General features: G+C 60.8%; 7 protein-coding genes. 3 read left to right on the top strand and 4 right to left on the bottom strand.

Annotated elements, in window-relative coordinates; genetic code table 11:
- Positions 1-15: 15 nt before the first annotated feature.
- On the bottom strand, positions 16-5,595 hold the full coding sequence (locus HNO86_RS01150) for a dermonecrotic toxin domain-containing protein (protein WP_175375191.1): 5,580 nt from the start codon (positions 5,593-5,595) through the stop codon (positions 16-18).
- Positions 5,596-5,800: 205 nt separating this feature from the next.
- Here HNO86_RS01150 and HNO86_RS01145 point away from each other — a divergent pair, with 205 nt between their 5' ends.
- The 3 genes from HNO86_RS01145 to HNO86_RS01135 all read left to right on the top strand — a co-directional run bounded on the left by HNO86_RS01145 (position 5,801) and on the right by HNO86_RS01135 (position 8,579).
- The gene (locus tag HNO86_RS01145) at positions 5,801-6,832 is read left to right on the top strand and encodes an alpha/beta fold hydrolase (protein WP_175375190.1); all 1,032 of its coding nucleotides are present in this window, start codon (positions 5,801-5,803) and stop codon (positions 6,830-6,832) included.
- 146 nt (positions 6,833-6,978) lie between these two features.
- Complete coding sequence (locus HNO86_RS01140; protein ID WP_175375189.1) at positions 6,979-7,674, top strand: hypothetical protein; 696 nt, start codon at positions 6,979-6,981, stop codon at positions 7,672-7,674.
- Positions 7,671-8,579, top strand: a complete 909-nt coding sequence (locus HNO86_RS01135; protein ID WP_175375188.1) for a hypothetical protein — start codon at positions 7,671-7,673, stop codon at positions 8,577-8,579. The genes HNO86_RS01140 and HNO86_RS01135 overlap by 4 nt, the downstream gene beginning before the upstream one ends.
- A gap of 131 nt (positions 8,580-8,710) precedes the next feature.
- On the opposite strand, the gene HNO86_RS01130 is transcribed toward HNO86_RS01135, so the two are convergent.
- Genes HNO86_RS01130 through HNO86_RS01120 form a run of 3 tightly spaced genes read right to left on the bottom strand, consistent with a single transcriptional unit; the run spans position 8,711 to position 12,287 of the window.
- Entirely contained in the window at positions 8,711-9,040 is a 330-nt protein-coding gene (locus tag HNO86_RS01130; RefSeq protein ID WP_175375291.1) for a GlpM family protein, read from the bottom strand.
- Positions 9,041-9,060: 20 nt separating this feature from the next.
- Complete coding sequence (locus HNO86_RS01125; RefSeq protein ID WP_175375187.1) at positions 9,061-10,389, bottom strand: sigma-54 dependent transcriptional regulator; 1,329 nt, start codon at positions 10,387-10,389, stop codon at positions 9,061-9,063.
- Positions 10,386-12,287: a sensor histidine kinase gene (locus HNO86_RS01120; protein WP_175375186.1), complete on the bottom strand. Its 1,902-nt coding sequence runs from the start codon at positions 12,285-12,287 to the stop codon at positions 10,386-10,388. Before HNO86_RS01120 ends, HNO86_RS01125 begins: the two co-directional genes overlap by 4 nt.
- Positions 12,288-12,308 lie beyond the last annotated feature (21 nt).

The following is a 12,308-nucleotide window of genomic DNA, read 5'->3' as shown; positions in this document are numbered from 1 at the left end:
GGGTCGGGTGTTGTGTCAGAGATTTTCGAAGTGCGGTAACACCGCCGACCGTTTACCGATATCGGCAAAGGGCAGGTCGGGGTTGTCCGCGTGGGTCTGGTAGCGATGTTCCGGCAATTTCAGATGGGCTTTTTCGAATTCGTTTAAACCCGGCGCGGCCTTGGAATAGTGGAAGTGGGCATACCAAAGCACTTTTTGAGGTGTGGACGTGAGGTCCCAGACTTCGTATTCCTGCATGTAATCGGTCCGGCCATCCTTGCGCTTGCCAAGGTGTTTCAAGGGCGCTTTCTTGCGGATGTCCACTGCGTTTTGCCTGACCAGGTCGTCCAGCATGCCATCGGTAGGCTTTTTACTGATCAATGACTGCCGGGTACGCAATTGCCGGCCAATGGTTTTCAGCTCGGTGGCCTTGTCGCGCAATCGGGCGATGATTGCATCCTGTGCAGCCAGTGCCTGGATGTCATCAGCGCGACGGCTCAGGTCATCGGCCTCGGTGACCATCATGTGTTCAAGGTCGACCGGTAGCATGTCTTGCTCGGCATAGGAGCGCACTTTTGTCAGGTACGCCGGTTGTTCGTCCAGGCGCTTTTGCGCACCGGCCACTAACGCTGCAAGGCTCATTCCTGGAGCAAGTGATGTGCTGGTTTGCGGATTCAACAGGCGGAATTTGCCGTTGCTGGCCTGTTCCCAAACTTCCTCCCGTCCACCACTGCCGGTCATGATGTACTGGCGCCGCTGTGTCGTCGTTTCCCATCGTTCCACGCCGATCAACAACTGGTCATTTTCAGTAGTGAACACACGTTTGTTCGATGTTCCGGCAGTCCTCACTGGAGCTGAAGGCAGTTCGTGTATGTCCTTGCGAGCCTGGACGATCATTCGCTCAAGTCCGGTCAGCAGCAGCTCTACCGCATCCAAATGAAAGTGTTGTGGATAGCGGATGGTCCAGACCCTCATTTCGCGAATCAGTCTCGTGTAGTTATCAATGCATTCTTGAAGAATCTGGTTGCGTTGAGGCCTGGTGGCATTGACTTCCGGCAGACTGAGATGGATGAGAAGCGATTGGTCGGCCTGGCGTCTGATGGGGCCTACCTGGCTCTGGAGATAGAACCAGGACACATCAGTTTCGAGTTCATATCGTGTCACGACTTCCAATAACTGACCCGTTTTCAAGTGAGCGATTTTTAGATCACTAAACCGCTTGTTCAATGGTGCGACGTGTGGAGTCAATTCCGCTTTATAAGCGCTGAGGGTGATGCGCTGATGCCAATAGTTCATCTCACCCATGAGGGAATTGATCGCGTCCAGTTCTTGTATCAGTTGCAACCGTATTTTTCTTTTGTCCCCCAGCAGCTTGAGATGTTCGGAAACGGCTTCTCGAGGTAACGCCCCCAGATCGGCCGTCAGCGCATCGATGCGCTCCAGCAGCGGGAGGGCTCGATGATGGGCCAGATTGATGCGTTGCCCGTACCGCAGCGTTAACAACGAGGCGGCTTTGCTCTGGATATCCAGGTTTTTCCGCCTTTTGTTGCCCTGGGTCAGGGGAAACAGCTCGACCAACTTCTGGTAATGCTGACGTGCCAACGCAATATCGGCCGTACATGACAGATCGGCCTCCAGAATCAGCGACTTTGCGCGTTGACTGGCAGCTGTGTTGTCATACCTGGCCAAAATAGTGTCGGTGCGCTGCTTTTGTGATTGAGTACGCAAGCCAATCTGATCGCAGGCTTCGGTCAATGCATGATGTCGACGAAGGGCTTGATCGGTCCACCAGCGTGGCAACCGTTCACGAATGGCCTGCGGCCAGAGCGGATCAAGTACATCGAGCAGCATTCCTTGTACGTTTCCGCCACCCAGCCCGCCGCCCTCGAACGTCGTGCCGTAAACCCCGAAGTGGGTGTCCCAGTGGCCGGACTCATCCAGGGCAATGGGTTGTTTGTAGGTTTTTCGGGAATTGCCGGACAAACGCCATTGGCGTGAATCCTTGCCGAGCTCCACCTTGAAGATGCGTCCCTGGCGCACGATGAAGTCGCCATCGGCATGTCGGTAAACATTGCGGTAAATGCCATGGGGCGCCGGCTGCAACCCGGACAGCGAAATCGGTTGTTCATAGTCATAACCGGCGAAGCGGGCCGCCACATGCCGGGCCTGGCGCAAGGAGGGTATCTGCAAGGCAGCGGCACCGCTGGCCAATCCACGCAATTGCCGGGTGCGGGTCAACGCGCGAGCGGCGCGGGATGGCCCGGAGACTGCCGCCTCACCCGGAACAAGGTCCATGGCTGCGTCGATCAGGCACAGCAGAACCGTTTTGAGCTCCTCCACCCCATCGGCCACGTCGCCGCGCAAGAAGGCTGCCGCCGCCTGATTCGCGGCGGTCCAGGCATCGTAAAGGGCAATGGCGGTGCCGATGAAGGGCATCATCCCCAGAGCCATTTTGATGTAATTGAACGCGCGCGGCCCCTCAAGGGCATACCGCTCCAGGTACAGCGTCGCGTTGGAGCGAGAAGTGTCGCGGTGGGTGGCAATCAGGCGGCCCATATGAGCATCGAGCAGGTGGGCGGCCAGCGACGTGGTGGCCGGCCAGGCGGTGCCGGTTTCGATCAAAGTGTCGAAGTTTTTCTGGACCGCTGCATTGATGCGGCTTTCATGGGCCCGCGGATCACCGTGCAAAGCCCGACCCGCCAGGTAGCGGATCATCCAGTCCTGCTGACACAGGTTGAACAGGGCCTTGCGTGCCGTTTCCAGATTGTCGTATCGACGCAGAAAGCGGCCATCGGGGCTGTCGGGCAGGTACAGCAAAGTGACTCCGCCGACCTGTTCTTCGATGAACGTCACCCCGGACAAGGTAGCCGGGCCCTGGCCGGGCGTGTCTTTGCCTCCCACGCTCAGGCTCGCTGGCCAGAGGGCAATGCGTTTGTTGTCGGAGCGCCATCGGGCCGCAGTGTTGGCGTCGATGGCAATGTTGAGGATTTTCAGCTCCTCGTCGCTGATGTGTTGTTGCAGGCGCGCGCATTCGCCTTGCAACCTGAGCATCAGGCGCCAAGGCTCGATCAGGCATTCCCTTCGATACTCCCTGACGAACAGCGGTTCGGTGGCTGATCCTTTGAAGGCATCGAGAATCAACTGCTCATAGGCTTCGGGCAAATTCAGTTCTGGCAGGATTTTGCGCAGATAAGTCAGATTGATGCCGTTGTGCAGGCGCACACGATCCCTGTCATCCGATGCAGTGATTTGCAGGTTCATGAAGACCAACCGCTGGGAAAGCGCGTTCTGTTGCGTCGACTGAACGTTGTCGATATTCAGTTGGGCCAGGTCTTCAAGCGACATCGTGCTACGTGCGGCACTGGGCACCATCACCGTTTTGGGCACCGGTGCGTAGGGGCCCGAGGCGTGTTGTGTTTCCCAGGTGACGGAGTTGGGCAGGTTCACCTGTATGTCGAAATGCCCGGTGATCGAAAAGTCTGTGCGCAAGCGCACCTGCAGATGTTTGCGGGTGAAGTCGGTTCGCGGTTCCAACAGAACCGTCATGAGCTCGTGGCTGCGATTCATTGCCGTGATGTACGCCTCAATCAGGCCCTTGAACGCGTTGCGATTGGCCTCAGTGATCGTTTTGAGCCAATCCGGCAGCCTGGAGGCGAGGGTGGCGCTGCGGTCTTGTTCCAGCAGGTGGGCGAAAGCCAGACTCCTGGCGGCATGCACCGGAACTTGCAGCGTGGCGAGGGCGCGCGTGCGCAGTGCCTCGAGTTCCTCGGCGCGCTGCTGGGCATCCGTCGGTTCGCTGAGCCGCTGGCGGATGGCGGCTGCCTGTTCTTCAAAATCGCTGGTCAACTGATCCAGGCTGTAGCGCAGCGCATCGCCGCTGATTGTTGCCAGCCGCAACTTCATGCCGCTCTGCGCATCAGCCTTGAACATCTGGCGCTCAAGCTCGCGTCGATTGGCGAACCGTTGCAGGCCACCGCCACTGCCGGCCCAATAAAGCAGCAGGCTGCCAGGCGAGTCGGCATCGGCGAGCGTATCGGTATGGGTGATGACAAATACGCCTTTGAGCTCTTCGCTGTTGACGGTGGTTTTGTCGCCTTCTTGTTGGGTCAACGACAGAGTCAGGCTGGCGGCCACTGCTTCCGGGCCCGCCGTGTCGGGCGTGTCCAGCAAGGCCTTGAGCAGGCTGTATTCGTCAGCGCTCAATTGTTTAAGGGCCATTTGCAGGGCAGCCTCGGCGTGCAGGCCCGCCTTGTGAGCGTCATGGAGGGCCGTGAACTCACTTTGAAACGTGACCAGGTCCCGTGTGCGCGATCGACCCAGCAAGGCCGAGGCAGCGTTATCGGCGGCATCTTCGGCAGCTTCCAGTGCCTTGAGCGCGTCCTTGAACGGTTGCAAGCCGGTGCCATCACCCACTTCTTGTATCAGTGATTCAAGCGCCTCACGTTGTTGCTTTACCAGTGCCTGACGCAACGGCCATGGGATATCGGCATACAGGCTGCCGAACGGTGGTTGTTCATCTACCTCGTCACTGCTTTGAGTGGGTTCCAGCCTGGGGGGCGCAGCGAAAACGCTGGTGTTGCTGCGCTGTTGATCGAAGCGGTCGGCCTGAACGAGCGATTGCTCACCATGCTCCATCAAACTGGATTTGCCGTGAGTGCCATTGCGTAGGGTGGTGATCTGCGCCTGCTGACGAGCCGCCAGCAGATCGCTTGCGCCCACCACCATGGGATCGGTTTGTTCGGTGTACTCAAAACGCAGGTTTTCAGTGGGCAAGCCACGCGGGACCAAATTTTGTCGGGACAGCCAGTCCTGCAGATCACTGCGCGCTTCGAACAGTTGGATGGCCACGGGCCGGCCGGGCAGATACAGCAATTGGTTGCTGCTGGCCGCTTCGCCCTTGGTGATGACCCATGCCCCGTTCAGTTTGATTCTGCTGTTGTTACTCAACACCAGTGCCAGTTGCTCGGTATGGATGGGCTGACCATCGAGCGTCAGGGCAGTGCCGGGCGGGTCGATGATCAGTTGCAGCGGTTTGAGTTGATCCGCGGTCAGCTTGTTTTGAGCGAATGCCACTTCGGCGGCCGCCTCGAAATGATTGCGATAAAGCTGTATGGCATGCCGTTGTCGCGACAGTGCGGTGCCGGGTGCACGCGCAGTCCAAAACGCTTGCCAGCGTTCACCGTGTGCCTGTTGCGCATCGAGCGCCTTGAGGCGTTCGAGCATTTGCAGCGGGGTCAGGTTAGAAAGGGCGTGTCCCTGCTTCAGGCCGGATACTCGACATCGCTGGTCCAACCTCGTTTCCAGGGTCGGATGCTGCAGGACGAAGGCGCAGGCATCGGTAAAACTGACGAAGCGCTGGGGTTGCTGATCCGTCGCGGTGAACAGCAAACCCGCCTGTTGGCCATCCAGATCGAGTTTTTGCTCCAGCAGTTGATCAAGGGTGTCGCGCAGCCCAGGGCTCGCGGCAACCAGATCGCTCCAGCCCTTGCTACTTTCGCGCCAGCGATCGCAGGCGCGGAAAAACAGGCTTTCATTGATCGGTGGCGGCAATTTGAAAGGGGTCGATAAAACAAGCGGCGTTGGGTGTGGCGCGACGGGAAAAAAGTTTTCGGTCATGGCGAGAATGGCTCCTTGCGGGAGCGGCAGGTCCGCTCCTCGAGCGGGCCATTTGAGGGAAGTGGCGTGGAGCCTGGGTGCTACATAGTTATCGCGATGACCATTCGGCGCTCTTCATCAAACTGTCACGCAACTGTGGCAGCGCGCTTGAACAAACTTCATCAGACTCGCGCTCTACTGGGGTTCTGCGTTTCGGTGTTTTTTCATGCGTGCTTTGTTTTTATCGGCGGCCTTCTGTCTGGCCGCATTTTTCAATCTGCCGAGCGTGGCGGCGTCGCGTTGTGACGTGAATGTTCCGACTGAACGGGTCGATCTGGCACAGGTGAGCCTGGCGTACCAGAGCATCGGCCGTGAATCCGATCCGGCGCTGCTCTTGGTGATGGGGCTGGGTGGGCAACTGATTCACTGGCCGGACGAGGTGGTGGTCGCCCTGTGTCAGCAGGGTTTCCGGGTGATTCGTTATGACAATCGCGACGTCGGCCTGTCGACCTGGCGCCAGGCGCCGCTGGAAGCCAACCTGACGTACGAAGTCCTGCGCTACAAGCTGGGCCTGCCGGTGTCGGCGCCGTATTCGCTGACCGACATGGCGGATGACGGCCTGGGCCTGATGGATGCGCTGCACATCGAGCAATTCCATGTGCTGGGGGCGAGCATGGGCGGGATGATCGCCCAGCACATGGCGGCGATGGCACCGCAACGGGTCGAGAGCCTGACCCTGATCATGACCAGCTCCGGCGCGGAGGGGCTGCCTGCGCCGAGCGCGGCGTTGGTGCAGTTGCTCGCCCGCCGCGGCGCGCCGAATCGCGAAGTGGCGCTGGAACAACAGGCCGATCTGCTCGCCGCGCTGGGCAGCCCGACCATCACCGACGATCGCCAGGCGCTGCTGCATCAGGCGGCGCTGTCCTACGACCGGGCGTTCAACCCCGAAGGTGTGAAGCGCCAGATCATGGCGATCCTCGCCGAACCAAGCCGCGTGGCGCTGCTCAATCAACTGCGGGTGCCGGCGCTGGTGGTGCACGGCACCGCCGACCCGCTGTTGCCGGTGATGCACGGCGTACACCTGGCGGCGCATCTGCGTGGCAGCCAGCTCAAGCTGATCCCGGGCCTGGCCCATCGTTTTCAGGAACCGTTCAAGGCGCCGTTGCTGGCAGCCGTCCTGCCGTACCTGCGCGCGCACCGCGAAGATACGTCGCACTGGGCGCAGATCGAACCGGTGGCCGAACACAATCTCCTGTAGGAGCGAGCAGGCTCCCCACAGTTTTTGATCGCAATCTCCCTGTAGGATGAGATTCTTCCGATTGAAAAAATATCAATGTGCCACTATGGTTGTCGACCGTCGCAGCCGCTTCAGGCTGCACGTTTTCAATCATAGGGATTTGATCCATGACTCTCCGCGCCATTCGTACGTGGGCTGCGCTCACGTTACTCGCCTGCCTGACCCTCACCGGCTGTGCCCATGTTCAACCTCCCGTGCCGCTGGACCAGCAATTCTGGGATGCCAAGGAACCGACCATCGGTGTGGCGATCACGGTAGTGCCGCCGCCGGTGCTGGCCTTGACCGGTAACCAGGGGCTTCTGGACTACGCCATCAACAAGGGTGTGAACAGCAAACTCAGCGACAACGTCGAAAAATGGCAGGTGCGCGACCTCAATACACTGCCCGACGTCATCGTCGCCAAGCTCGAGGCCAAGGGTTTCAAGGTCAAGCGAATCAACGAGCCGGTGAATCTCCAGGCCTACAAGGAAAAAAGCTACCGCGAAGGCTACACCGTGCGCGACCTGACGCCGCTCAAGGCCACTTACGGCGTTGACCGTCTGTTGCTGGTGAATGTTTTCGCCACCGGCGCCACCCGCAGCTACTACGGCTTCGTGCCGACCAGCGTACCGATGGCTCAGGTGGCCGGTCAGGGCATGGTGGTCGACCTCGCCGACAACCGTCTGCTGTGGTTCAAACCCTTCTCGATCGTGCAGGCAGCCCAGGGCGAGTGGGATGAGCCGACCTACACCAACCTGTCCAACGCCTTCTACCAGGCCATGGACACCAGCCGTCAGCAAATGATCACGCCGTTCGAGCAATGAAACGCTCGCTGACAATACTCGGCGCACTGACGCTGTCAGTGCTGGCCGGCTGTGCGCAGAAACCGGCGCCTGAAGCCGGCTTTCGCTCCCAGGGCGCTGCATCCTACATTCAGGCCCATGGGCTGAAAGTGGACATGCAGCTGCCCCAGGCGTTTGTCGGGGCGAGTACGGTGATCGATTCCGAGGCGGCGCAGAAGGCGGCATCGTCCAGTCACAATCTGGTGGCGAACTCCGGCAATACCGCGGGATTGGCCGGGCTGCTGGTGGCGAGTCTGATCAACACCCAGATGGGCAGCGGCAGCCTGCAGCGTGATGCGGAAAAATCCGCGCAGAAGGATGCACGGCCCATGGCCGATCTGCTCGCCGCTGTGCCGTTGCAGGAGCGTCTGCAACAGCGTTACCAGCAGGCATCGCAGGGTGCCGGGCTCAAGCAGGGGAAGGGGACGGTCACTGCGCGGCTGGTGATTGAACCCAAACTGATGCTCACCCCCGATCGCGGCAGTTTTGTCCTGGTCAATCAGGTGCAGGTCCAGGACATTGCCGGTTCGGCGCTGTACCGGATGCGCATCGAGGTAACCAGCCAGCCGATCCGCCGTTGCGGCAAACAATGCATCGACGACGGCAGCCTGGATCTGGCGAAGGTGACGGCGGTGCTCGACGAGTGCATCGACGAATCCATGCGCGTGCTGGCCACCGACCTGATGCAACCGGCACCGCCCGAAGCGGCCCAGGAAACCTTGCGTTATGTGCTGGACGGCCAGCGCGTGGTCGAGCGGGGTTATCAACTGGTCAACAACGGCAGTTACTCGCGTTATCGCAATCTGTATGGCGCGGTGAAGTCAGTGCCGGTGCCGTTCGAGGATGCGCTGACGCAGGCGCAGTTGCAGAGGGTTTACGGGCAGTAGCGTTGCCCGTTTTCCGTAGGAGCGAGCACGCTCGCGATGGTCGTCAACGATAACGCTGGGTGTCTGAAAGCCAGCGGTGTCTGGGATTGCATCGCGAGCAAGCTTGCTCCTACAGGGTTAAGGGTTCAGGGTCAGGTTTGGAAGCGCACCCAAACGCTGACCAGCACCGTCGCCGCCATCAGCCACGCCACGGCAGCCACTGCCAGTGACGCCTCCAGCCGCATCCGATCGACCATCACATACAAAGTCGCCAGATAGACGAAGTACGGAATGATCGACCACATGCCAAACAGGATGGTGGTCTTGAGGTCATCCAGCGAACGGCTTTTGCCGACGATGAAATGGGCGATCAGGGCGAAGGTCGGGAACAGCGGCACCAGGCCTGCGATGTAGTAGTTCTTGGTCTTGGCCAGGGCGGCGAGGATCACCACCACCGCTGCGCCCAGGGTTGCTTTGAGAATCAGGTCCACACAGGTCTCGCTTAATGGCTCAGGCCGTACTTTTTCACTTTGTCGAACAGCGTGGTCTTGGCCATACCCAGCTCATGGCTGGCCTGGGTCAGGTTGCCCCCGCTGCGCTGCAAGGCGTCGCCCAGCAGATTGCGTTCGAAGGCTTCCACCGCTTCGGCGAAGGTCAGGCCCTGGGCAGCGCCGGCTGCGCCAGTCTTTTTGAACGCCGGCAGGCCGAGGGCGAATCGCTCGGCGACGTTGCGCAGTTCGCGCACGTTGCCCGGCCAGTCGTGGCTCATCAGGTTCGACAGGGTCTGGTTGTCCAGTTCCGGCGCGGCGCGGTCGAAACGCAGGGATGACTGCTGCAGGAAGTATTCGAACAGTTGCAGGATATCTTCGCGTCGCTCGCGCAGTGGCGGCAGTTCCAGGGTCACCACGTTGAGACGGTAATACAGGTCGCTGCGAAATTCCCCGGCCTTGCTCGACTCATCCAGGTCCGACTTGGTCGCGGCAATCACCCGGCAATCCACCGGCACGCTCTGGTTCGAGCCCAGGCGTTCCAGGGTGCGTTCCTGCAGCACCCGCAGCAGCTTGATCTGCAGAGGCAGGGGCATGCTTTCCACTTCGTCGAGGAACAGCGTGCCGCCGTCGGCGTGCTCGATCTTGCCGATGCGCCGCTTGCCGGCGCCGGTGAAGGCGTTGGCTTCGTGACCGAAAATCTCGCTTTCGAACAGGTTCTCTGGCAGGCCTCCGCAGTTCAGCGCCACGAACTGGCGGGTATGCCGGCGACTGAAATCATGCAGACAGCGGGCGACCAGTTCCTTGCCGGTGCCGGTTTCGCCTTCGATCAGCACGTTGGCCGAGGTGTCGGCGACGTTGGCGATCAATTCGCGCAGGTTCTGCATCGCCGGGGAGCGGCCGATGATCCGGCCTTCCAGGGAATCACGCTCGGCCAGTTGCCGGCGCAACGAAGTGACTTCCCTTGCCAGGCTGCGCTGCTCCAGAGCGCGGCGTGCCACGTCCACCAGACGTTCCGGGGAGAAGGGTTTCTCCATGAAGTCGTAGGCGCCTTTCTGCATCGCCCCGACCGCCATGGAAATGTCGCCGTGCCCGGTGATCAGCACCACCGGCAGACTGCGGTCGCGGGCCTTGAGGCGGGTGAGCAGTTCCAGGCCATCGATGCCCGGCAGGCGAATGTCGCTGATGACGATGCCGGCAAAGTTGTCGCCGACCCGCTCCAGGGCTTCTTCGGCGCTGCCGACACCGATGCATGGGATGTCTTCCAGGGACAGCGCCTGCTGGCAGCCGAGCAGCACGTGGGGGTCGTCTTCGACGATCAAAACACTAAGGTCGTGGTTCATATTGGCTCGGCGGGTGTGGGGCTTACCAACGGTAAACTGATGACGAATGCGGTACCACCGCTGACCGGGTGCTCGACGCCCAGGTGACCGCCGGTGGCGGCGGCCAGGCTCGCCGAAAGGGTCAGGCCGAGGCCCAGGCCCTGCTCGCCGGGTTTGGTGGTGAAAAACGGTTCGAACAGATGCTTGCGCGCTTCGGCGTCGATGCCATGACCGTTGTCGCGAACCCGCAGGCGGTATTTGCCGTCGACCGCGTCACCTTCGAGCCACAACTCAGGCTGAGGCTGCGCCTGCATGGCATCGAGGGCGTTGCCGATCAGGTTGACCAGAATCTGCTCCAGACGGGTCTGGTCGATCTGGACCTGAACGTCTTCGAAATGGCGATGAAGTTGCAGTCGGGCGTTCTCCACCCGCGAGCCAAGCAATTGCAAGGCGGCATCCACGCCCTTGCCCAGGCACGCCTGGCCCTTATCGTCGCCGCGTCGGGCGAAGGAGCGCAGGCTGGCGGTGATCCGGCCCATGCGGTCGATCAGTTCGTTGATGGTCTTGAGGTTGGTGCTGGCCACGTCCAGCTGACCGCGCTCGAGAAAGCGCACGGTGTTGCCGGACAGCGTGCGCAGCGCCGCCAGCGGCTGGTTCAGTTCGTGGGCGATGCTGGTGGACATCTGGCCGATGGCCGCGAGCTTGCCGGCCTGCACCAGTTCATCCTGGGCGCGGCGCAAGGTCTCTTCGGCATGGCGTCGTTCGCGGATCTGACCCTTGAGTCGTTCGTTGCTGGCGCGCAGGTCGACGGTGCGTTCGGTAATCCGACGCTCCAGCTGATTGTTGGCTTGCTCCAAGGCTTCCCTGGCGGCGAGGCGGGTGGCGATCACTTTGCGCCGCTCGTTCCAGGCGATCAGCAGGAACGCCACGAGGCCAAAAGCCACCGCCACCAGAATGCCCTGATTGATCGATTCACGGCGCAGATCCTGGAGCGGCGTCAGCAGGGTGAAATTCCACGGGGTGTCGTTCAACTGACGGGTTTGCGACAGGTAACTGATGTTCTCGTCGTCGGCCACCACTTCGCTGTTGGCCGGGAAGGTCAGCTTCTCCACGCCTTCGGACAGGGTTTCCCGGGCCAGCGGTTGCAACTCGGTGAGCGGGAACCAGTAGTACTGAAGGCTGCGGGCGAGCTTTTCCTTGGTCTCTTCGCTCAGGGGTACGACCGATTTGAGGCGCCGCGAAGGATCGCTGGAGAGGATGATGATGCCGTTCTCGTCGCTGACGAAGGCCTCCAGGCGCGCCCGCTGCCAGCGTTCTTCCATGGCCTCCAGGCGCACCTTGACCACGGCGACGCCGATGATCTTGCCGTGCTCTTCCAGGCCGTGGGCCAGGTAGTAGCCGGGTTCGCCGTTGGTGCTGCCGATGCCGTAGAAACGCCCGGGCTGGCCGCGCACGGCGTTCTGGAAGTAGGCGCGGAAGGACAGGTCTTCGCCCAGGTAACTGTCGACGTCGCGCCAGTTGCTGGTGGCCATGACCCGGCCGGTGGTGTCCATCACGTAAATGGCCCGACTGCGACTGCGTCGGTTCAGGCCTTCGAGGTATTCGTTGACCGTCTGTCGGTGTTCCGGGGTCGGATCGTCCAGCAGCGTCGAGACGCTGGATTCGAGTTCCAGCAGGCTGGGCAGGTAGGTGTATTTGCTGATTTCGCTTTCGACGGCGCGGGCGTGCAACTCCAGCTGGCGCTGGCCGTTTTCGCCGAGGTTGCGGATGCCATAGCGCTCACTGACCCAGAAGCCGATGTAACCCAGTCCAATCATCATGGCGATGATCAGCGGCGGCAGGAACAGATGGCGAATCAGACGGGGTTTCACGGCGAGTGATGGTTCTAGAGCGCGATCGAGAGTGGGGTCGCATTTCATCACAGATGCCTTGGGTCAAAC

The organism is Pseudomonas sp. C1C7 (assembly GCF_013359595.1).
GTDB lineage: Bacteria > Pseudomonadota > Gammaproteobacteria > Pseudomonadales > Pseudomonadaceae > Aquipseudomonas.
The sequence above is the reverse complement of the archived record's forward strand: the minus strand, read 5'-3'. Positions and strand labels throughout refer to the sequence as shown.